Below are 21,475 nucleotides of genomic sequence, written 5' to 3'. Positions count from 1 at the left end.
CGGACCCTAGGGGGCCTGCCGACAGCCCCTCCTCCGACGGTTTGCCGATGTTTAGCGCGCCTTTCCACATAGGCGGAATCCCCTGCCCCGGGTCAGTGCTACCACGCCTACCGTGGGATCCAAACGACGCCGCGGAAAGGACTCGTCCTCGATGATGCTGCACTGCACCCTGGTTGCGGCTCCGGGGTCCGCCCTCCGCTCCGGACCGGTGGAACTGGCGGTCGAGCTGCCCGACAGTTGTCCCGGCGCGGATCTCCAGGCGGCAATTTCCCGTCGCTACGGTACCGGGACGCTGTCGGTGGGCCGGGTGCCGGTGGCCGTCTTGAACGTCGGCGAGGGTCCCCTCGTCCAGGGTGCCGTTCTGGTGGACGGCGCCGCCCCGGCCGCCGCCCCGAGCATCGCACCGCTGGCACTGGCCGTGCACAGCGGGCCTGGCGCCGGTCTGGTCTTTCCGTTGCGGCGTGGACGGTTCCGGATCGGCCGCAACGGAACGGAGATCGTCATTCCGGATGCCGAGTTGTCCCGCGAACATGCGCAGCTGGACGTGACTGATTCCACCGTCACCCTCCTCGATCTCGGGAGTGCCAACGGGGTCGTGGTGGACGGGAAGAAGATCCATGCGACGGCCGTCTCGACGGATTCTCTGATTCACTGCGGCGGCTCGTCGATGTCCCTGGTCTTCGCCGGCACCGTGGACCCCGGCAGCCTGGCCGTTGCCGGGTCCGACGTCACGGCACCGCTGGTGGTCAGCAACCCCGCCGCGCACAGCAGCAGGGCAGCGCTGCTGGTGGCTGCGGTGCTGCCGCTGGCCATCGGAGCCGGGCTGGCCGTCCTGACCGGAATGTGGATCTTCCTGGCCTTCACCGCCTTGTCCGCAGTTTCGGTTCTCGTGCCCGTCGCCGCGGGCAGGAGGCAGCGCCGCGAACTCAGTGCCGCGGTCGCCGCGGCAGCGCGGGCGGACAAGGAACGACGACGGCGTGCCGCACCATCCGCCGGTGAGCTGTCGCTGGAGGTTGGCTCCACAGAACCGGAACCCCTGAAAGTTTCTGCCACCACCGGCCCGGTCTGGTTGCGGCTCGGACAGGCAGAGCAAAGCGCGAACATCCGGCTGGATCCGCCGGATCCCGGGGTCCGTCCACCGCCACCCGCCAGGATGCCGGTGACCCTTGATCCCGCGACGGCAGTGACGACGCTGCGTGGACCGGCACCGTGCGTGGCCGGGCTGGTCAGATTCTTGGTGTTGCAGCTTGCCGGCTACGCCGCTGCCCGGCGGACCAGGATCCTCATCCACGGTCCAACCCCGCCGCTTCTTGCCGCTCGCTTCCTGCCGGCCGCAATTCTCTCCGCGCATGAGGGCGCCACGATGGAGGCCCTGGCAGCCGGCCCGGGCCGGGACTATGAGCGCGGCGTCCTGATCATCGTTGCTGCCCTTCGCACGGCCGGACTGCGCGCCGTGGCGGTCAGCCGAGGCTGGCAGGTGATTGACTGCGCCGGCGAACCGGCCCCGGCTGCCGGCGCGGCCCTGGTTCTCACCGAGCGTACTGCCTGGCTCTCAGCGGCCGGCTCGTCGCTGGAGTTCACTCCGGATCTTGTTCCCTCCGGCGTCTTCGACCGCAATTGCCGCCGGCTGGGGGCACCGGACCCGGCCTCGGCTCCCGGGTCGGGCATCCCCGGTGCCTGTTCCCTCGGCGCGCTGCTTCCGGTCTCGGCGGAGGACATATCGTTGCGCTGGGCCGAGTCCACTGCCGCGCGCGGCCTTCCGGTCCTGGTCGGTATCGGCAGTTCCGGCCCCCTGCGGCTGGATCTGCAGGCCGACGGACCCCACTTCCTGGTGGCGGGCACCACCGGATCCGGCAAGTCGGAGTTCCTGCGGACGCTCGCGGCGGCGTTGGCGGCCACGCATCCCCCGGACCGGATCAATCTGCTGTTCATCGACTTCAAGGGCGGATCCGGCCTGCGGCCGCTGGCCGGGCTGGCCCACTGCGTCGGGCTCCTCACGGATCTCGACCTCGATGAGGTGACGCGGACCCTGCTGTCTCTGGGGGCTGAAGTCCGCCGCCGGGAGGTGCTCCTCGCCTCGCATCAGGCCGCCGATCTCACGGCTTACGAGGCGCGTGATCCGCACGGTCCGCCGCTGCCCCATCTGGTCCTCATCATTGATGAATTCAGGATGCTGGTTGACGAGGCGCCGGACGCCCTGGCCGAGCTCATGCGGATTGCTTCCATCGGCCGCTCACTGGGGATCCACCTGATCATGGCAACCCAGCGTCCGCAGGGGGCCGTTTCCGCAGATATCCGCGCGAACGTGACCAGCTGCGTCGCCCTGCGGGTTCAATCCGAGCTCGAATCCCTCGACGTCATCGACTCCCGGCTGGCGGCCGCCATCCCGGTCACGAGTCCGGGAAGAGCCTTCGTGGTCCGTGGAAACGCGGCACCGGAGGAGTTCCAGACGGCCACGCTCACGCCGCCCGTTCCCAGGACGCTCCGCGGCCCGACCGTGGCGGAGGCGATGGAACTCCTCTACCGTCCGTCAACCGCCGGGTCCCCGGGCAGGGACGGCGGCGCTCCCCCGCCGCCGTCCGCGGCGGTGCCCCAGCTGGCGGAAGCGGTGACGGCAGCCTGGGCGGCCACCGGAAGTCCGAACCCGCGCCGCCCTGTCGCGGCGCCCTTGCCCCGGCAGGTGCCGTTCCCCGCCGACGGGAACCTCCGCCGCATCAGGCTGGGGCTGCTGGACCTCCCCGAGGAACAACGCGTTGCCGAGTTCGGCTGGAATCCGGGCGCGCACGGCCACCTTGGACTGGTCTCGGGGCTCGCCGGTGGTGCCGACGCTGCTTTGGGGCTCATCGTGGCGCAGCTCCTGAACGGCGGCGACGAATCGCATCTGTACCTTCTGGATGCCGCCGGTTCCTTCAGCGCAGCGATTGCCCACCCCCGAGCCGGGGCGGTCGTGGGGCTGCACGAGCTGCGCCGGTCGGCGCGGGTGCTGGAGCGCGTTGCCGAAGAGATGACCCGGAGGCTGGGCACCGCCCGCTCGGCCGGCGCCCCCGCCCTCGTCCTGGCACTGTGCGGGTGGGGCTCCTGGGTGTCGGCGTTCCGGGCCGGGCCGCTGGCCTGGGCGGAGGACCTGGTCCAGGACATCGTCCGCGACGGTGCCCGGGCGGGGATCACCGTGGTGGTGGCGGGTGAACGCGAAGTTGTCACCTCACGGTTCTTTGCTGCCGTTCCCAACCGGATCTTCCTGCCTGCCGGTTCAACGGAAGAGGGGCGGCTCGCCTGGCCCCGGCTGCCTGCCGCCGCGGCCGTCGCCGGACGGGTGGTGGTCTTCGGGCCGCTGTCCGCCGCGTCCTCTCCGTCCGGCCACGTGGGACAGCTCTACGAGCCCCGCCCGCCCGCCATCGGCGAGCCCCACCCGCCCGCGCGGACCCGGCCCTTCCGCATTGAACCGCTTCCTGTGCAGGTGACGGTCGCCGACGTCCGGTCCGGCGCCGCCGCTGGCCTGGGTGGGCCGCCGGGCCAGTTGCGCCTCGGGGTCGAAGGCGATGAACTCGTGCCGGCGTACGTCCCGTTACCTGCCGCCGCTGTCCTCGCCGTCCTGGGCGGCCACGGTTCGGGGAAGACCTCGCTGCTGTCGGCGTTGCCGGGCCTCAATCCCGCCGCGGGCTGGCTTCGGTGCCCGGCGGCAACGGATCCGGAGCGTTGGTGGGCCGGGACCCATGACGCTGCGCTCGCCGGCACCCTGGACCCGGCGGCAATTCTCCTGGCGGACGACCTCGATCTGCAGTCGCCCGAAACCAACAAGCGGCTGCTCCTGCTCAACACCCTCGGCTGGCGGGTGGTCCTGACCGCGGGTTTCAGCCCGGGCCTTCGGCTGCGGGTGCCGCTGGTGCAGCATGTGGCGGGCCTGGGACGGGGCGTGCTGATCGCCCCGCGGGCGTTGATGGACGGAGACTTGTTCGGAGTCCGGTTCGAACTGGAGCAGAACCCTCCCCCGGGCCGAGCCGTCCTAATTTCGGACGGGCGGGCACGGGCGGTGCAGTTGGCGTTCGATCCGGCTGCCGACGCCGAGGCCAGCACACCGTGAACGGACCGCGAACACCGGGCACGGGCCGGGCAGTGTGCACGGCTGCAGGAACTGTTGCAGGAACGGCTACAGGGCCGGTGGTGCGCCGCCGGCGCGTGACGCAAAAGCGATAACACTCTTGTCGAACAGCAGGACAATGGCGAGAACCGCCGGTACCAGCATGGCCAGACCGGCCAGGGGGTAGCCGCCTGTCAGTGTTGGAAAGCCGATCGTGAGCGTGAAGAGCTGCGCCACCAGGGCGCCGGCGCGGGGCCACCGGTAGCCGCGGGACAGGAAGGTGGATACCGCATAGAGCCAGGCCGAGAAGGCCAGCAGGAGCCCCAGCGTGAACACGGCCCCCCAGAAGGAGAGCACCGGGGCGCCGGTCAGCAGTTGGCTTCCGTACCAGATGGCCGCCACCAGCAGCGCGGTCGCCTCCAGAGCCACGGCGACCGCAATCACCAGGATTCCTGCGGGCCGTGCGGGGGCGCCGGTCCCGCCGCCTGCCGGGGTCCCTGCTGGGTCGGCGTCGCGGATTTCGGCAGGATCGGAGGGGTCTTCAGGGGTTCTTGACACACTGGCACAGTACCGGAGGTAGTCGAACAGATGTGAGGCCGCCGCCAGCCAATGTGATGCATCGCTCACGATCCCGCGGTATTTTTCGGCCGGGTACCCCTTGTTTACGCAGCGTTAACATGACACGCTTAATCCAGTTGACCAAGGGGGCCCCAGAGGGCCCCTTTCTTATGAAGCCTCTAGTGAATAATTTCACAAAGGTTTTTAACGTGTGCCCAGGAAATGGAGTGACTGATCAGCATGGATTGGCGTAACCGCGCAGCGTGCCTTGACAAGGACCCGGAGCTATTCTTCCCCGTAGGAAACACCGGTCCTGCCCTCCTGCAGATCGAGGAAGCCAAAAGTGTTTGCCGTCGATGCCCCGTCGTCGACACGTGCCTGCAGTGGGCACTTGAGTCCGGGCAGGACGCCGGCGTCTGGGGCGGCATGAGCGAAGACGAGCGCCGCGCCCTGAAGCGCCGCGCTGCCCGCGCCCGCCGCGCCTCCTGACCCGAGGTTCCTGAAGCCGGCCCGCCGGCGAGCCGCGGTGAGCGGCAGGAAAGCACTGGCCGCAGACCTCCGTCTGCGGCCATCGCCCGTTAACCCCCCCGATCCGACCGGCCGCCAGCAGACCGAAGGACTCAGCCGTTCCGGCGCCACTGCTTCGCCAGGCTCAGGACACTTTGAATTCAGCCGTTCCGCCGCCACTGCTTCGCCAGGCTCAGGACACTTTGAATTCAGCCGTTCCGCCGCTACCGCTTCGCCAGGCTCAGGACAATTTGGACGGCCGTTCCGCCGCCCTCCCGGGCCTTCCATTGGATGCTGCCGCCCAGTTCGCTCGTCACCAGGGTCCGCACGATCTGCAGGCCGAGTCCCTCCACGTACGGGGTGGCCGGGATGCCGACGCCGTCGTCCGCCACCGTTACGGTGAGCAGCTCCTCGCCGTCCTCGCTTTCGGACCGGTCCGCGATCAGCCAGACGGTACCGGTCCGGCCCTCCAGGCCGTGTTCGACGGCGTTCGTCACCAGCTCGTTGATCACCAGGGCCAGCGGCGTGGCAAAGTCGCTTGGCAGTTCGCCGAAGAGTCCGGAACGCGCCGTCTTCACCTGCTGTGACGGGGAAGCCACCTCGGCCGAGAGCCGGAACTGGCGGCCGATGAGCTCATCGAAGTCCACGCTCTGGGTCAGGCCCTGCGACAGCGTCTCATGCACGAGGGCAATCGTGGCCACCCGACGCATCGCCTGCTCGAGGCCCTGCTTGGCCTCGTCGCTGACCATCCGCCGCGATTGCATCCGCAGCAGCGCAGCGACGGTCTGCAGGTTGTTCTTCACCCGGTGGTGGATCTCGCGGATCGTGGCGTCCTTCGTCACGAGTTCCAGCTCCCGCCGCCGCAACTCGGAGACGTCACGGCAGAGCACCAGGGCGCCGAAGCGCTGCTGCTCGTCCCGCAGGGGAATCGCCCGCAGCGACAGGCTGACCCCACGGGACTCGATTTCACTGCGCCACGGCATGCGCCCTGTGACGACCAGGGGCAGGGTCTCGTCCACCATGCGGCGGTCCCTCAGCAGGCCCGCGGTCACCTCGGCCAGGCTCCGGCCCTCGAGGGACTCGCCATCGCCGAGCCGGCGGAAGGCCGAGACCCCGTTGGGGCTCGCGTACTGGACGATGCCCTCGGCGTCGAGCCTGATCAGCCCGTCACCGACGCGGGGCGCGCCGCGTCGGGAGCCGGTGGGCGAGGCGAAGTCCGGCCACAGCCCCAGCGTCCCCATCCGCAGCAGGTCATAGGCGCACTGCCGGTAGGTCAGCTCCAGCCGCGAGGGCATCCGGGAGCTGGACAGGTCCATGTGGGTCGTGACGATCGCCAGCGTCCGGCCGTTCCGGATCATCGGCACGGCCTCGACCCGCAGGGCCATGTCGCTGCTCCAGTTGGTGTCGTTGGAGCGCTCGATGGCGCGGCTCTCCCATGCCTTGTCAACCAGGGGCTGCAGGTCCGACCTGATCCCCTCCCCCACGAAGTCGGCGTGGAACACCGTATGCGTGGTGGAGGGGCGGACGTGGGCCAGCGCCACGTAGCCGAACTCAGGGTGCGGAAACCACAGGGCCAGGTCCGCGAACGCAAGGTCAGCGACCATCTGCCAGTCGCCGACGAGGAGGTGCAGCCACTCGGCATCCCCCGGCCCGAAATCAGCATGCTCCCTGATGGGGTCCGTAAAGATTGCCACAGCACCTCCATATGCGACGCGGGCAGCCCAGCTGCCTAGCGTCGAACGATTGACCTCAAGAGCCTCAATGCTACCGACAGCGAGGCCATGTCATCGGCCTCGAGGGCGTTCACCTCGTCAAACATGCTCTTCGCCCGGTCCAGCTGCTCAACATTCTGGCTCTCCCAGGCAACCAGCCGTTCCTCCGCCGGCATTTCCGGCGGCGTTGACTCCAGCACCGCCGTCGTCATGTCCGAGACCGTCGAGTAGAGGTCGTCACGGAGGGCCGCCCGGGCCAGGGCCTGCCAGCGGTCCCTCCGGGGCAGCTTCGTGATGCGTTCGAGCAGCGAGTCTGCGTGGAAGCGGTTGAACACCGTGTAGTAGACATGGGCGATGTTCTCCACAGGTTCCGGGCTGGCGTGGACGATCTTGGCGATGTCGAGCAGCACGAAGCTCTCGAACAGTTCCGCCCAACGGTGGGCCAGGTCCTCGGGAAGTTCCCAGCCGCGCGCCTTCTCAAGCCATTCCGCCACCCGGGCACGGTCGTCGCCGCGCAGATAGTCCAGCAGGCGTGCCCGCATGGGATCCATCAGCGGCTTGAACTCGCCAACGACCTCGGCAATGGGCCGGGAGGCGTTGCTCTGGCTCAGGACCCAGCGTACGGCCCGGTCCAGCAGCCGGCGGATGTCCAGGTGCACGGTGCTCCAGTGCTCCGTGGGGAAGGACGCGGGCAGCTCATTGAGTTCCGCGACCATGATGTCCAGTTCGTAGACCTCGCGGAGTGCCACGAAGGCCTTGGCGACGGCGGCCTCGGTGGCCGAGGTCTCCTCCATGGCGCGGAACACGAAGGTGATGCCGCCCATATTGATCATGTCGTTCGCCACCACGGTCGCGATGATTTCGCGCCGCAGCGGATGGGTGTCGAGCTCGGCGTCGAACCTTTCGCGCAGATGCCCAGGGAAGTAGGCCCGCAGCGTCTGCCGGAACCACGGGTCCTCGGACAGGTCACTGTCCCGAAGTGCTGAGGCAAGTTCGATCTTGGCGTAGGCCGCCAGCACCGACAGCTCGGGCGAGGTCAGGCCCTGGCCCTGCTCCAGCCGCTCGCGCAGTGTCTCGGTGGTCGGCAGCGCCTCCAGATCGCGCTTGAGGTCGGCGGACTTCTCCAGCCAGTCCATCAGGCGCTCGTAGCTGGGGCTCCATTCGGAGACCCGCATCCGGTCATTGAGCAGCAGGATGTTCTGGTCAATGTTGTCCTCCAGCACGAGGCGGCCGACTTCGTCGGTCATCGACGCCAGGAACTCCGAACGCTCCGCAGGATCCAGCTTCCCCGCGGCAACCATCCGGTCCACGAAGATCTTGATGTTGACCTCGTGGTCCGAGCAGTCCACGCCGGCGGAATTGTCGATCGCATCGGTGTTCAGGATGACGCCCTGGAGGGCCGCCTCAATACGGCCACGCTGCGTCATGCCCAGGTTGCCGCCCTCACCGACCACCTTCACACGCAGGTCGCGGCCATCGACGCGGATGGAGTCATTGGCCTTGTCGCCAACCTCGGGGTTGGTTTCGGTGTTGGCCTTGACGTAGGTGCCGATTCCGCCGTTGTACAGCAGGTCGGCCGGGGCGAGCAGGATCGCGCGCAGCAGTTCGGGCGGGCTGAGCTGGGTGGTCCCCTCGGGCAGCCCGAGCGCGGACCTGACCTGGTCCGAGACCGGGATGGACTTGGCCTGGCGGGCAAACACCCCGCCGCCCTCGCTGATCAGTGACTTGTTGTAGTCGTCCCAGGAAGAACGGGGAAGCTCGAAGAGCCGCTGGCGCTCGGCGAAGGAGACGGTCTCGTCCGGGGCGGGATCGAGGAAGATGTGCCGGTGGTCAAAGGCCGCCAGCAGCCGGATGTGCTTGGACAGCAGCATGCCGTTGCCGAACACGTCACCGGACATGTCGCCGACGCCGACGACGGTGAACGGCTCGGACTGCGTGTCCAGGTCCAGCTCGCTGAAGTGGCGCTTGACGGATTCCCAGGCACCGCGGGCGGTGATGCCCATGGCCTTGTGGTCGTAGCCGACGGAGCCGCCGGAGGCGAAGGCATCGCCGAGCCAGAAACCGTATTCCGCGGCAAGGCCGTTGGCGATGTCGGAGAAGGAAGCCGTTCCCTTGTCGGCCGCGACGACGAGGTAGGAATCGGCGTCGTCGTGCCGTACGACGTCGGCCGGCGGCACCAGCTGCTCGCCCTCCGGCGTCGTGACGAGGTTGTCCGTGACGTCCAGGAGTCCGCGGATGAAGGTCTTGTAGCTTTCGACGCCCTCCGCCATCCAGGCGGTGCGGTCCGCCGCCGGATCCGGGAGCTGCTTGGCGTAGAACCCGCCCTTGGCGCCGGTGGGCACAATCACGGCGTTCTTGACCGTCTGGGCCTTGACCAGGCCGAGGATCTCGGTGCGGAAATCCTCGCGCCGGTCCGACCAGCGCAGCCCGCCGCGGGCGACCTTGCCGAAGCGCAGGTGCACCCCCTCGACCCGGGGCGAGTAGACCCAGATCTCGAACATGGGCCTCGGGAACGGTAGGCCCTCCATGGCGGACGGGTTCAGTTTGAAACTGAGGTGCGGTTTGTTCTGGTAGTGGTTGGTCCGCAGGGTCGCCAGGATCAGGTTCTTGAAGGTTCGCAGCACCCGGTCAGCGTCGAGTGTCGCGACCTGTTCGATGGCGGCGTCCAGTCCGGTGAGGACCTCGTCCTGCCTCATCCGGCGTGCGTCCTCGTCCAGCGAGGGATCGAAGCGGGCTTCGAACAGTGCACTGAGCCCGCGGTTGACATCCGGGTTGGCCAGCAAGGTGTCGGCCAGGAACCCGTAGGAGTTGGTGTTGCCCATCTGCCGCATGTATTTGGCATAGGCGCGCAGCACAATGACCTGGCGCCAGTGCATTCCCTCGCGCAGGACCAGCCGGTCGAAGCTGTCCGATTCCGCCGCACCGGACACCGCGGCGCCGAAGGAGTCCGCGAGCAGCTGGCCGGTCTCAAGGGGGTCCACCCCGGCCGGGTACTTCAGGCCCAGGTCGTAGAGGAAGAAGTCCCGGTGGTCGGCGGTTTCGATCTCGAACGGGCGCTCGTCGAGCACTTCCAGGCCCAGGTTGTGGAAGTAGGGCAGGATCTGGCTCAGGCTTTTGGGCTCGAGCATGTAGAGCTTGACGCGGGCGTCCTCTTCAAGCGTCGCGCCGGCGCCGTCGGGGAGGTAGACGTGGACGCCGGGGTGTTCCTTGACGGCTTCCCCGGCCCGGGCGGCTGCAGCACCGTACTTCTCGAAGCGGGCGATGTCCTCAAGGGCGTCCTCCACCTCGTAGTCGACGCGGTAGCTTGCCGGGAAGGCCTCGGCCCATACGGCGGCAAGCTCCTTGGCGCGGTTTTCCTTGAGGCCGCCGGCGCCGTCGGCGCGGGCGTGCAGGACCTCGGCGATGCCTTCGCTCCACGAGCGGGCCGCGCGGACCAGCCGCTTTTCGAGGTCGTCGGTGTTGACGTTGCCGACATCGGCGTCCTTCGGAAGCCGGATCCGGAAGAAGAGCCGCGCCAGGGCGGATTCGGTCATCCGCGCCTCGTAGTCGATGGACACGGCGTCGAAGGTCTCGCGCAGTTCCTGCTCGATACGCAGGCGCACGTTGGTGGTGTACCGGTCGCGCGGAAGGTAGACGAGGGCGGACATAAAGCGGCCGTAAATGTCCGGCCGCAGGAACAGCCTGGTCCGGCGGCGTTCCTGCAGTCGCTGGATACTCGTGGCAATGGCGGCCAGGTCGGGGATCTCGATCTGGAAGAGCTCGTCGCGGGGGTAGGTTTCGAGGATGCCCAGCAGGTCCTTGCCGGAGTGGGAATCCGGCGGGAAGCCGGCATCCCGCAAGACCGCGGCGACTTTCTCCCGGACCACCGGGATATCACGCACGGATCCGGCGTACGCGGTGGTGGCGAAGAGTCCGATGAAGCGTCGTTCGCCGTTGACGTTGCCGGCTGCGTCGAAGCTCTTGACGCCGATGTAGTCCAGGTAGGCCGAGCGGTGAACGGTGGAGCGTGAGTTGGCCTTGGTGATGACAAGCGCGCGCTTTTCGCGCGCCTTCTTGCGGCCGGTCTCCGTGAGGTGCTGGATCTGGTGCGGCGTGTCGGCACTTGCGCGCAGCAGCCCCAGTCCGCTCTCCTCCCGGGGTTCCAGGACATCCTCGCCGGATTCGTTCCTGAGGTCGTATTCGCGGTAGCCGAGGAAGGTGAAGTTCCCGTCGTCCAGCCATCGCAGCAGTTCCTGGGCCTGGCGGAGTTCGGCGATCTGCGCCGGATTGGCGAGCTTGTCCAGGTCCCCGGCAATCTGGAGGGCCCGGTTCCGCAGCTTCGGCCAGTCCTCGACGGCGGCGCGCACATCGTTGAGCACCCGGCCGATGCCCTCGGTCAACGCCGCACGCTTCGCGTCGTCGACGCGGTCGATTTCGACCGCGATCCAGGATTCCATGTGGGAGGCGTTGTCGCCCTGGGCGATGAGGTGCGACAGGTTGGGCATCGCTGCCGTGTCGCCGCTGGAGATGCCAAGGTGGGAGGGGACCCGGGCGACCCGTGCCAGCTCCCCGGTCTCACGGTTGCGGGTCACGACGAACAGCGGATGCATCACCAGGTGGATCGGGGCCTGCTGCCGGACCAACTCGGCGTTGACCGAGTCAACCAGGAAGGGCATGTCGTCGGTGACGATGTAGACGACGCTGCGGCCGTCGTCGTCGGAGATGGTGATGTTGGCGTGGCCCGGGAAGCGCTGCGCCGCCGCTTGGCGGTGCGTTTGCGCCCTTGTCGCGAGCAACTCCGCGGGATAAGCCCGGGCGTCTTCTCCGGCGATGTGCTCGTAGTAGTCCCGCAGGTAGCCTTCTCCGGCACCGATCGAAACGGGTTGATCCTCCACGCTGGACCCAGACGACATCGACAAACGCCTCCATCAAGAAAGTTCATGGCCGCTTCGTTGCGGCCCTCATGGCGAGCCTAGCCCCTTAGCCGGCGCTTCGCTGTGGTGGAAAATACAGAGGATCGGCTGTTTTGCTGGACGGGTGCACAAACCAAGGCGGCGATGCCCGTCCGAAGCGGGGAAGCCGGTGCAACTTCCAGCAGCAGGGATCCGGAGAGCAAAGCCGCATCACTGGAGGCCGGATCGGCCGGGAGGAACGCCAACAACGGGGCGCTCGGGCCGTACCGCTCCCAGGCGTCGCGCAGTTGCCGCTCCGGGGAGCGCCCCACTGCGGACTGACGGACCTTGTTCAGCACCACACGCGGGGACGCCTGCGGGACGGCCACTTCAAGTTCGGCAAGACCGCGGACCAGCCGCGGGACGCCGATCGAGTCAGCGGCCCCGACGGCGAACACGGTGTCCGCCAGTTCCAGGCTCCTCAGCGTCGCGGCGTTCCGGCGCGGCGCCATCGTGTCGAAACTCAGTTCTTCGTCGCTTTCAAGGCAGAACCCCGTATCGACGACGGTGACGTCCACGATCTGCCGGGCACGGGCCAGGACGAGGGACAGCGCCGCGGCGCGAAGTTCAGTCCAGCGGTCCGCCCGGGTGATTCCGGTCAGCACCCGAAAGGTTCCCGCCCTGGTCACCACGGGGGCCGCAATCCGGAGCAGAGCTTCGGCGTCCAGGAGGCCCTGGTCCGCCAGGCGGCACGCCTGCGCGAGACCTGCGGCTTCGTCCAGGAGTCCAAGCATGGCTGCGACGCTGGCACTGTAGCTGTCGGCATCCACCAGCAGCACCGACTTTCCCTCGGCAGCGAGTTCGGCGGCCATGTTGGCAGCGAGCATGGTCCGGCCCGGCGACCCGGCCGGGCCCCACACCGCAATGATCTGCCCGGCGCCGGATCCTTCCGGTCCCTCAGCGGCGGCACCGCCGGAGTGGTCGGGCGTCGGGCCGGGTCCCTCCGCGGCAGCACCGCCGGAGTGGCCGGGTGCCGGGCCGGCACCGGCCAAGCCGGGACCGCCTGCCCGCCGAAGCCGCTGGTCCGGTCCGGCCAGGCGTGCCACCGCCCCCGTGATGCGGCCGGCGAGGGCCGCGGCGTCGACGCCGGTGATGTCGGCGTCCACGCCGATCCCCAGCAGCCGGGCCTTTTCCTCCGGACTGTCGGTCAGTGCCAGAACGGCCACACCGACGGCGGACAACCGGTCGACCAGCGACGCCGTCAACTGCTCGCTGCCCTGCGCCACGACGGCGGCCCGGGCCAGGCCGCCCTGGCACGCCGCCAGCAGTTCCGCCAGTTCGCTGCACCGCCGGACGACGGATATCGGCCCGTGAAGCCGTTCCAGCCTGCCGACCAAGTCTTCGCGCGAATCCCCGACAGTGACGACCGGTATGCTCATCGGCCCGTGCCTCCGGGGTTCCACACCACGGAGATCTTGGCCTTGTTGGCCTGCGCGCCCAGCAGATTGGGCATCTGCCCGTCCGTTACCAGCACCATCACGACGGTGGACCGGGCAGACCCCAGCGCGGTGCTGCCCGGGGTGATCTGGGCGACTTCGGCGCCCGGCAACAGCAAGGCCGGCTGAATGAACCCGTTCCGGTCGTCGGGCAGCGCAACCCAGACGTCCACCCGCGACCCGGCAACCGCCTGCGGCGGCAGCGCCTCATCGATGGTGACCGCGACCGGTTTCCGGTCCAGGCCATCGGCCTGCCCGAAGCTCCCGCGCGGCACCAGTTGGTCCTTGCCAATTCTCTGGACGGCAACGAGCCCGTCCGGCACGCCGGACGCGGGCGTCAGATACTGCTGCTCCACATCGCCCAGGCGGACCTTGACGCGGTTCAATTTGTCCGGGGTCAGCTTTTCGCCCACGGCGATCGCCTCCCGTGCGGTGTAGGCCTCAGCTGTCTGGTCCGCGCCGCCGACCAGGGAGGTGACTCCTGCAACGGAGGCCAGGACGAGTAGGATGCCGATGAGGAGCCTGGGATCTTTCCAGGATGGTTTCTTCAGCCGCGCCCCTCCGGCCACCGTGCTCCCGCTCATGCGCCTGCTCCCCCCCGTAGTCGCCGCCCGGCACCGGCCGGGCCCCATCATTGTTACGCCTTCGCGCCCTGACGGGAAGATGCCGGAACAAAGAAGTGCAAACTGTGGATATCGGGCCCAGACGAATCCATTGGTGGCAAAATGAAGTCATGCCCCGATTCCTGACCCTTGCCGACGTCGCAGAGCAGCTCCAGATCAACGCCCCTGCCGCCTACGCGCTTGTGCGCAGCGGCCAGCTCAAGGCCATTCAGGTGGGCGGCCGCGGCCAGTGGCGTGTCGAGGAAAGGATGCTCGAGCAGTACATCGAGGAACGGTACGCCGAGGCAAGCCGGATGATCGAAGAGGCCAAGTCCAAGACCCGCTGAGCCCGGCGTCCCCCGTGGGCTGCGGGCCCGGCCCAGTCATCGTGCCTCGTAGCCCGCAGCCCTGGCCGACCTGATGCCGGCCAGCGCGGCAAAAGGGATCGTCGCCAAGTGCCGGACGTTGGCCGCCCGCCGGTCCTCGCCTTCGCCGGTGACCGCCAGGTCAAGGTAGTCGCGACCGACCCGGTCAATCACCCCGTGGAGCGTCGTTTCACCCGTTGAGCCGCCGGAGATCAGGACAGCGAGGCCGGTGCGGTCCCGTGCCAGCCCGCGCAGGGCGCTGGCCAGGCCCAGTCTTTGCCGGACCTTGGACGGCTCGGGCACGGCGAGCCGCGAGAGCCCGAGATAGCGAACCGCCGAGGCATAGGGAACCAGCACCTGATGCGTGGGTTCATCCAGCACGAGCGCCTGGCTCCCCGCATGGCATAGGGTCCCCTGGAACGTCGATCCGGATGCAAGCTCGACCACGATCAGCAGCCCCAGTGAGCCGCGCAGCCGGTCCGCGAGTTCCACCGCAGCCGACTCTGACCGGGTCCGCTCCGCGATTTCCGCGTCGAGATCCAGCCGCTCGCTGGCGGCCAGCTGTGTCTCCAGGTCGTCAAAAAGGGCATCCCAGCGCATGGCGTCAGCGTAGGCGCGCCAGGCCACGGGGGTCAACAACGCCTTTTTGAATTTTCTCTGGACAAATAGCCTCCCACGGGATCAAACTATGTTCAATTGCATCAAACTGCATCAAACGACATCAGTTTCCGGTCACTACAGGCGAGGCGGTCAGACCATGAGGGCAGCAGATTTCCGACAACCCCGGCGCCGCCGCGTGTTCCACACCGACGCGGCCATGGCCGCCGTCATCTTGTTGCTCGGAGCTTTCCTTGCCGCCAACGGCGGGAGCATCATCCAGCGCTGGCGGTCATCCCCGGGCCGGCAGCAGCCCCTCGGGCTCGAGGACCAACTGGGCCTCGCGGCCAACACGGCCGGCCTGATCGTCATCGTCTGGTGGGCCATGACCTTTGCCATTGCCGTCGCGGCAGCACTCCTCGACCGCTGCGGGGACGCCCGCGCCGCCTCGGCTGCCGGAAAGTTCACCCCCGTCTTCATGCGTCGTCTGGCCCTGGCCGCGGTCGGACTCCAGCTGGTCACCGTACCGCTGGCCACCGCTTCTCCCCTGCCGGCTGGCCCTGGATCTCCGGGGGCCGCGCCGGCCGCATGCGCTGCGTGGACACCGACGACAGTCCCGGCCACACCCGGGACTCCCCCGCCGGCCGCCAATGCAACCCCCGGGCCGGCGCCGCAGCCGGCGCCTCCGGCCGTCGCCCATCCACAATGGCGCCCACTCAGCCCGGCCGTCGAACCCGGCCCCCTGGCGGGACACCCGCTGCGCCAGCAGCAGCCCGGAGCCCTGGCCGCGGAGGTGACGGTCCGCGCCGGGGATTCGCTGTGGAGCCTGTCCGCTGCCCGCCTGGGGCCCTTCGCATCCGACGTCGACATCGCCCGGGACTGGCCCCTGATCTACCAGGCCAACAGCGACATTATCGGCGGGAACCCCAGCCTCCTGCGGCCGGGCCAGGTGCTCCAGCTGCCGCCCGGGCACTGAATCCGCAGATGCCGCGGGACGCCTTCAACGGCTTCGCCGAAACCGCCAGCAACGCCACGACCGCACGGCAGTCCAAACCGCCAGCCAACCGCAAAGGAAGCACGATGAGCGCCCAGCCCAGCCCCCGCGACGCCGGGGAAGCCCCCGCATCCGCTGCCACGCCGCTGCGTCTGGTGCCCGGGGGCGCCGACCCTGCCACCCCTGACCCGGCCACCCCCGCGTCCAGTCCCGGCCTTCCGGCAACGCCGCTGCGCGTGACCGATGAGGACCGCGAGATCTGTGCGATCTCCCGCAGCACGGTGCAGGCCGCCATCGAGGTGCTGGCGGGCACCCGGCCGGCGCAGCAGCTCGCCCGGCGGCTCGACGAACGCTGCCTCGCGGCCCTGCAGCACCGGGCCGCCCTGACCCGGAGGGTGGCGTGCGGCGCGTCACCAACCGCCGGACGCCTGCACCGCAACCCCGCAGTCCGCTCCGTCCGGGCCTGCCGGGTCTCCGCCGACGTCTATGAGGCCAGTGCCGTCGTGGTCGAGGAGCTGCGGGTCCGGGCGGTCGCCTTGAGGCTGGAGCGCAGCAGGCTTGCCTGGCGGGTCACCGTGCTGGAAATCGGCTGACAGCCGCGATAAGTCGTCCGTGGAAACCGCTGGGGGCAGACTCACGGAACCGAGGAAAGGAGGAGGAAGCAGCAACGAAAGAGGACCGGAGCATGCTCCGGTCCTCTTTCGTTGCTGCGCCGTTGGGGCTGGCTGCTGCGGCCGGTCGGCAGCCGGTCAGCGCCGCTTTTTCTTGTTCGCGCGGCGCGGTGAGTCCTGCGCGGCCTTGGCCGGGTTGCCGGAGCGGCCGGAGGCCTTGGCCTCGACGCGGGTCTGGGCCGAACCGTCCTCGCCGGGTGCCGTGTACTGCAGCTGGGCCGGCTTTTCGGGAGCTTCCAGCCCGGCAGCCCGGATCTGCGGCTCGTGGTGTTCGGTGTGCTGGCCTGCCCCGTCCGCCACGACGACGTCCTCGGCCGGGGTCACCTCGACCTCGAGATTGAACAGGAAGCCGACGCTCTCCTCGCGAATGGCCTCCATCATGGACTGGAACATGATGAAGCCCTCGCGCTGGTATTCCACCAGGGGATCGCGCTGGGCCATCGCACGCAGGCCGATGCCTTCCTTCAGGTAGTCCATCTCATAGAGGTGCTCCTGCCACTTGCGGCCGATCACGGACAGGACAACACGGCGCTCAAGCTCGCGCATGCTCTCCTGGCCGATGGCTTCCTCGCGTGCCTGATAGACCAGTCGCGCATCGGAGAGGATCTCCTCCCGGAGGAAGTCCACGGTGATCCGCGACTTTCCGCCGGCCTCGTCGATGAGGTCGCGCGGGGTGACGCTCACGGGATAGAGGGTTTTGAGGTTGGACCACAGCAGGTTGAAGTCCCAGTCGTCGCCGGTGCCCTCCGCGGTGGCTTCCTCGATGGACGAGTTGATCGTGTCTTCCAGGAAAAACTGGACCTTCTCGTGAAGGTCATCGCCCTCAAGGATGCGGCGTCGGTCACCGTAGATGGCCTCGCGCTGGCGGTTCAGGACGTCGTCGTACTTCAGGACGTTCTTCCGCTGTTCGGCATTGCGGCCTTCCACCTGGCCCTGGGCCGAGGCGATGGCGCGCGAGACAAGCTTGGATTCGAGCGCGACGTCGTCGGGCACCGAGCTGTTCATCAGCCGTTCAGCCGCGCCCGAGTTGAACAGGCGCATCAGGTCGTCGGTGAGTGAGAGGTAGAACCGGGACTCACCGGGGTCGCCTTGGCGGCCGGAGCGGCCGCGCAGCTGGTTGTCGATCCGGCGGGATTCGTGCCGTTCGGTGCCCAGCACGTACAGCCCGCCGAAGCTGAGGACCTCCTCGTGTTCGTCCTTGACCGACTGTTTGGCCGCTTCGAAGGCTGCGGGCCAGGCCGCTTCGTATTCCTCGGAGTTTTCCTCAGGGTCCAGGCCGCGCTTGGCGAGTTCGGCGACGGCGGTGAACTCGGCGTTGCCGCCGAGCATGATGTCGGTACCGCGGCCCGCCATGTTGGTCGCCACGGTCACGGCGTCCTTGCGGCCGGCCTGGGCCACAATCGCGGCCTCACGGGCGTGGTTCTTCGCGTTCAGGACCTCGTGCCGGACGCCTTCCTTGGCCAGCAGCCTGGAGAGGTATTCGCTCTTTTCGACGCTCGTGGTGCCGACCAGGATCGGCTGGCCCTTGGCGTGCCGTTCGGCGATGTCCTTGACGACGGCGTCGAACTTGACGGCCTCGTTCTTGTACACGAGGTCGGCCTGGTCGATGCGCGTCATGTCGCGGTTGGTGGGAATCGCGACGACGCCGAGCTTGTAGGTGCTCATGAACTCGGCGGCTTCGGTCTCGGCGGTACCGGTCATACCGGCGAGCTTGTCGTACATGCGGAAATAGTTCTGCAGCGTGACCGTGGCGAGCGTCTGGTTTTCGGCCTTGATCTCGACGCCTTCCTTCGCCTCAATGGCCTGGTGCATGCCTTCGTTGTAGCGCCGGCCCGCGAGGATACGGCCGGTGTGCTCATCGACGATCAGCACCTCGCCGTCGAGGATGACGTAGTCCTTGTCCCGCTTGAAGAGTTCCTTGGCCTTGATGGCGTTGTTCAGGAACCCGATCAGGGGGGTGTTGGCTGACTCGTAGAGGTTGTGGATGCCGAGGTAGTCCTCGACCTTTTCGATGCCGGCTTCCAGCACACCGACGGTGCGCTTCTTTTCGTCGACCTCGTAGTCCTCCTCCGGCTTGAGCCGGGTGACGACCTTGGCGAACTCGCTGTACCAGCGGTTCGTGTCGCCCTGGGCGGGGCCGGAGATGATGAGCGGGGTCCGTGCCTCATCGATGAGGATGGAGTCCACCTCATCGACGATGGCGAAGTGGTGGCCGCGCTGGACGAGTTCGGACTTGTCCCACGCCATGTTGTCGCGCAGGTAGTCGAAGCCGAATTCGTTATTGGTGCCGTAGGTGATATCCGCGGCGTACTGCTCTCGCCGCAGGGCGGGGTCCTGGTTGGACAGGATGCAGCCGCTGCTCAGGCCGAGGAACCGGTACACACGGCCCATGAGGTCCGACTGGTATTCGGCCAGGTAGTCGTTCACGGTGATCACGTGCACACCCTGGCCGGCGAGGGCGTTGAGGTAGGCCGGAGCGGTCGCCACGAGGGTCTTTCCTTCACCGGTCTTCATTTCGGCGATATTGCCCAGGTGCAGGGCGGCGCCGCCCATCAGCTGGACGTCGAAGTGCCGCATGCCAAGGGTGCGGGAGGAGGCTTCGCGGACGGCGGCGAACGCCTCAGGCAGGAGATCATCGAGTTGCTCGCCGTCGACGTGGCGTGCGCGGAGACGGTCGGTCTCCTCGCGCAGTTCGGCGTCGGTGAAGGTCTGGAAAGAACTTTCAAGGGCATTAATGGAATCGGCATAGTTCCGCAGTTGCCTCAGGGTTTTTTTGTCACCCGTGCGGAGAAGTTTTTCGATAAGTGATGCCACGTGAAGTTGCTCCCAGTCTCAAGCTGCCGAATTCTGGCGTTTTTAGTCTACGGGAGAGACGCAGGGCCGGTTACGCCTGTTCCCTCTGAGCGGATACACTGCTTCCTGCCCCGGACACGGCGTCCGCGAGCGCCGGAGCCAGGTCTCCTTTGGGGGAGACAACGACCCTGTCCAGTTCCAACCACTCTGCCATGAGCTGCAGTTCCGCGGCGAGTTCGACGGCGGTGTCGGCGGGAGCTCCGGGCTCCGCGTGGGCGGCCCTCGCCAGGAGGAGGCCGTTCGTCCGGTCGGCTTTGAGGTCAATGCGGGCCACGATCCGCTCGCGAAGCAGGAACGGCAGCACGTAATAGCCGAAGCGGCGTTTCGGCTCCGGGGTGTAGATCTCGATGCGGTAGTGGAACCCGAACAGGGCCTCCAGGCGCCGCCGCTCAAAGACCAGCGAGTCGAAGGGGCACAGCAGCGCGCGGCCGGTGGCCGTGCGCGGGAGTTTCGCCTCGATGTGCCGGTAGACGGGTTTGTTCCAGCCGGACACGGTGACGGGGACCAGCCTGCCGGCGTCGGCGAGGTGTTCGACGGCGGTGGCGGACGCACGCATGGGCGTCCGGAAGTAATCGGCGAAGCACCGCAGCGTGCCGATCCCGTGCGCCCGGGCGGCGGCGTCGATCAGGCGGACCAGCGCGGCCTCCGGGTCCGGCCCGGCATCCGGGGCGGCGTCGGGATCCGGCCGTACGGGCAGGACCTTGGCGGTGAGCGTGTAGCGGCGTTCAAAGGAGTCGGTGCGGGAGGCTGCCGAGATCAGGCCCGCTTCGAAGAGGTGCTCCAGCACCCGCTTCACGGCGTTCCAGTTCCAGCCCCAGTTGTCCTGTTGCCGGTCCTCCACATGGCCCAGCCGGGCGGTGAGTTCGGCAGCGGTCATCGGCCGGCCTGCGGCGAGCGCGCCAAGCACCCGGGCCGCGACGCCGCTCCGCAGCTCGGGATCCATGGAGTGGGCCCCCACCCATGTGCGGCTCTGCCACAGGCGCAGGTCCTGGAAATGGTCGGGACGGATAAAGCTGGCCTCGTGGGCCCAGTACTCCATCATGCGGCGCGGGTGGCGCCCCGCCATCCGGTCCAGGATGGTGCGGTCGTAGTTCCCCAGGCGGGAAAAGAACGGCAGGTAATGGCTCCGGGACAGGACGTTGACGGAGTCGATCTGGACCAGCTGGAGGCGGGCAAAGGTACGGCCCACCGCCCGTGCAGTCACGGGTCCGGCGGGCCGTACCTTATCCAATCCCTGGGCTGCCAGTGCGATCCGCCGGGCCTGCTGGAGGCTCAGCGATTCCTGCACGTCAGCCCCTTCGTTGGATAGTCAGCACCAGCTTATGCGCTGGCCGGCTCATCCTCGGAACGGTACGCAAGGATCTTCTCTTCCAGCGGAGCCGGCGCCTCACCCGGCTCGCAGGTCTGGTCGAGGGAGATCACTCCGTATGTCCACCCATCCCGGCGGTACACAACCGACGGCGCCTTGGTCTCCTTGTCCACGAAGAGGTAGAAGTCGTGACCCACGAGTTCCATGTTGTCGACCGCGTCGTCGAGCGTCAGGGATGCGGCGGGGAAAACCTTCCGGCGGATGAGCACCGGCGAGTCGCCGGCCGGGATATCGTTCTCGACCTCATACGGTGATTTCTCGGCCGGAGCTTCCTGGGGCTCCAGCCAGGAACTCGCCTCGACGTAGATGGGCTCGCTGGTGCTTGCCGGCGCGAGCGTTGCCGTCGCCTCGGTGACGGACTTGGGGGTATGCCTGCCGTGGTGGACCTTTTTGCGGTCCTTCGCCCGGCGCAGGCGTTCAAGAAGCTTGTTATAGGCGAGGTCGAACGCGGCAAACTTGTCCGCGGCGCTGGCTTCGGCACGAATCACGGGACCCCGTCCCAGGACGGTCAGCTCAACCGTGAGCATCTCGTCGGTCTGCCGGGCCTTGGTCTCCTTGGAAACCTTCGCGTCCACCCTCTGGACCTTGTCCCCCAGCGACGCGATCTTCGAGATCTTCTCGTCGGCGTACTCGCGGAACCGGTCGGAGACCGTCAAATTACGTCCGCTGATCATGAACTCCATGGTGCCCTCCAAATGACTTCGGTGACACGACGGCGGCACTTCCTGGGGCTGGTCTGACTGACAGTCGAGCCCCTTTCCGAGCCGCTATCGACAGGTACATCTGTTCTTGGTACCCATCT

Annotated in this window: 14 protein-coding genes; 5 read left to right on the top strand and 9 right to left on the bottom strand. The window is 67.9% G+C overall.

From position 1 onward, the window contains the following. The first annotated feature begins 112 nt into the window (after nucleotides 1-112). Complete coding sequence (locus ACZYZ3_RS12050) at nucleotides 113-4,081, top strand: FtsK/SpoIIIE domain-containing protein (RefSeq protein WP_463964049.1); 3,969 nt, start codon at nucleotides 113-115, stop codon at nucleotides 4,079-4,081. Between the two features lie 66 nt (nucleotides 4,082-4,147). Here the strand turns inward: ACZYZ3_RS12050 and ACZYZ3_RS12045 are convergent, their stop codons facing one another. Further along, a complete protein-coding gene (locus ACZYZ3_RS12045; RefSeq protein ID WP_463964048.1) occupies nucleotides 4,148-4,636 on the bottom strand; it encodes a hypothetical protein in 489 nt (162 codons plus the stop codon). A gap of 240 nt (nucleotides 4,637-4,876) precedes the next feature. Here ACZYZ3_RS12045 and ACZYZ3_RS12040 point away from each other — a divergent pair, with 240 nt between their 5' ends. Next, nucleotides 4,877-5,125, top strand: a complete 249-nt coding sequence (locus tag ACZYZ3_RS12040; RefSeq protein WP_003804966.1) for a WhiB family transcriptional regulator — start codon at nucleotides 4,877-4,879, stop codon at nucleotides 5,123-5,125. Between the two features lie 242 nt (nucleotides 5,126-5,367). On the opposite strand, the gene ACZYZ3_RS12035 is transcribed toward ACZYZ3_RS12040, so the two are convergent. Genes ACZYZ3_RS12035 through ACZYZ3_RS12020 form a run of 4 tightly spaced genes read right to left on the bottom strand, consistent with a single transcriptional unit; the run spans nucleotide 5,368 to nucleotide 13,806 of the window. Next, nucleotides 5,368-6,837 (bottom strand): sensor histidine kinase, encoded by a 1,470-nt coding sequence (locus ACZYZ3_RS12035; protein WP_463964047.1) that lies wholly within the window; start codon nucleotides 6,835-6,837, stop codon nucleotides 5,368-5,370. A 35-nt stretch (nucleotides 6,838-6,872) separates the two neighbouring features. Next, nucleotides 6,873-11,747: an NAD-glutamate dehydrogenase gene (locus ACZYZ3_RS12030; protein WP_463964046.1), complete on the bottom strand. Its 4,875-nt coding sequence runs from the start codon at nucleotides 11,745-11,747 to the stop codon at nucleotides 6,873-6,875. A gap of 59 nt (nucleotides 11,748-11,806) precedes the next feature. After that, nucleotides 11,807-13,165 (bottom strand): CpaE/TadZ family protein, encoded by a 1,359-nt coding sequence (locus ACZYZ3_RS12025; RefSeq protein WP_463964045.1) that lies wholly within the window; start codon nucleotides 13,163-13,165, stop codon nucleotides 11,807-11,809. Next, nucleotides 13,162-13,806 (bottom strand): CpaB family protein, encoded by a 645-nt coding sequence (locus tag ACZYZ3_RS12020; protein WP_463964044.1) that lies wholly within the window; start codon nucleotides 13,804-13,806, stop codon nucleotides 13,162-13,164. Before ACZYZ3_RS12020 ends, ACZYZ3_RS12025 begins: the two co-directional genes overlap by 4 nt. Nucleotides 13,807-13,955: 149 nt before the next feature. Between ACZYZ3_RS12020 and ACZYZ3_RS12015 the strand changes: the two genes are divergently transcribed. Next, a complete protein-coding gene (locus ACZYZ3_RS12015; protein ID WP_463964043.1) occupies nucleotides 13,956-14,171 on the top strand; it encodes a helix-turn-helix domain-containing protein in 216 nt (71 codons plus the stop codon). Nucleotides 14,172-14,207: 36 nt separating this feature from the next. Here ACZYZ3_RS12015 and ACZYZ3_RS12010 read toward each other — a convergent pair whose 3' ends face one another. Then, nucleotides 14,208-14,816 carry a hypothetical protein gene (locus ACZYZ3_RS12010; RefSeq protein WP_463964075.1) on the bottom strand — a complete coding sequence of 203 codons (609 nt, stop codon included), beginning with the start codon at nucleotides 14,814-14,816 and terminating at the stop codon, nucleotides 14,208-14,210. A 130-nt stretch (nucleotides 14,817-14,946) separates the two neighbouring features. Here ACZYZ3_RS12010 and ACZYZ3_RS12005 point away from each other — a divergent pair, with 130 nt between their 5' ends. Both ACZYZ3_RS12005 and ACZYZ3_RS12000 read left to right on the top strand, forming a co-directional pair. Then, a complete protein-coding gene (locus ACZYZ3_RS12005; RefSeq protein WP_463964042.1) occupies nucleotides 14,947-15,762 on the top strand; it encodes a LysM peptidoglycan-binding domain-containing protein in 816 nt (271 codons plus the stop codon). A gap of 8 nt (nucleotides 15,763-15,770) precedes the next feature. Continuing rightward, entirely contained in the window at nucleotides 15,771-16,373 is a 603-nt protein-coding gene (locus tag ACZYZ3_RS12000; protein WP_463964041.1) for an Rv3235 family protein, read from the top strand. A gap of 156 nt (nucleotides 16,374-16,529) precedes the next feature. Here ACZYZ3_RS12000 and secA read toward each other — a convergent pair whose 3' ends face one another. The 3 genes from secA to hpf form a co-directional block, all read right to left on the bottom strand. Continuing rightward, the gene (gene secA / locus ACZYZ3_RS11995; protein ID WP_463964040.1) at nucleotides 16,530-19,265 is read right to left on the bottom strand and encodes a preprotein translocase subunit SecA; all 2,736 of its coding nucleotides are present in this window, start codon (nucleotides 19,263-19,265) and stop codon (nucleotides 16,530-16,532) included. A 70-nt stretch (nucleotides 19,266-19,335) separates the two neighbouring features. Continuing rightward, complete coding sequence (locus ACZYZ3_RS11990) at nucleotides 19,336-20,592, bottom strand: winged helix-turn-helix domain-containing protein (protein ID WP_463964039.1); 1,257 nt, start codon at nucleotides 20,590-20,592, stop codon at nucleotides 19,336-19,338. A 32-nt stretch (nucleotides 20,593-20,624) separates the two neighbouring features. Continuing rightward, nucleotides 20,625-21,356, bottom strand: coding sequence for a ribosome hibernation-promoting factor, HPF/YfiA family (gene hpf, locus ACZYZ3_RS11985; RefSeq protein ID WP_463964038.1), 732 nt, complete (start codon nucleotides 21,354-21,356; stop codon nucleotides 20,625-20,627). Nucleotides 21,357-21,475: the final 119 nt, after the last annotated feature.

It is taken from the genome of Pseudarthrobacter linnaei, from assembly GCF_055412825.1.
Note: the sequence above shows the minus strand (reverse complement) of the source record. Positions and strands in the feature narration are given on the sequence as shown.

Coding starts and splice junctions, on each gene's coding strand:
- ACZYZ3_RS12020 (WP_463964044.1), bottom strand. CDS start 13,806: ATGAGCGGGAGCACGGTGGCCGGAGGGGCGCGGCTGAAGAAACCATCC.
- ACZYZ3_RS12015 (WP_463964043.1), top strand. CDS start 13,956: ATGCCCCGATTCCTGACCCTTGCCGACGTCGCAGAGCAGCTCCAGATC.
- ACZYZ3_RS12040 (WP_003804966.1), top strand. CDS start 4,877: ATGGATTGGCGTAACCGCGCAGCGTGCCTTGACAAGGACCCGGAGCTA.
- ACZYZ3_RS12005 (WP_463964042.1), top strand. CDS start 14,947: ATGAGGGCAGCAGATTTCCGACAACCCCGGCGCCGCCGCGTGTTCCAC.
- ACZYZ3_RS12025 (WP_463964045.1), bottom strand. CDS start 13,165: ATGAGCATACCGGTCGTCACTGTCGGGGATTCGCGCGAAGACTTGGTC.
- ACZYZ3_RS12000 (WP_463964041.1), top strand. CDS start 15,771: ATGCCGCGGGACGCCTTCAACGGCTTCGCCGAAACCGCCAGCAACGCC.
- hpf (WP_463964038.1), bottom strand. CDS start 21,356: ATGGAGTTCATGATCAGCGGACGTAATTTGACGGTCTCCGACCGGTTC.
- ACZYZ3_RS12030 (WP_463964046.1), bottom strand. CDS start 11,747: ATGTCGTCTGGGTCCAGCGTGGAGGATCAACCCGTTTCGATCGGTGCC.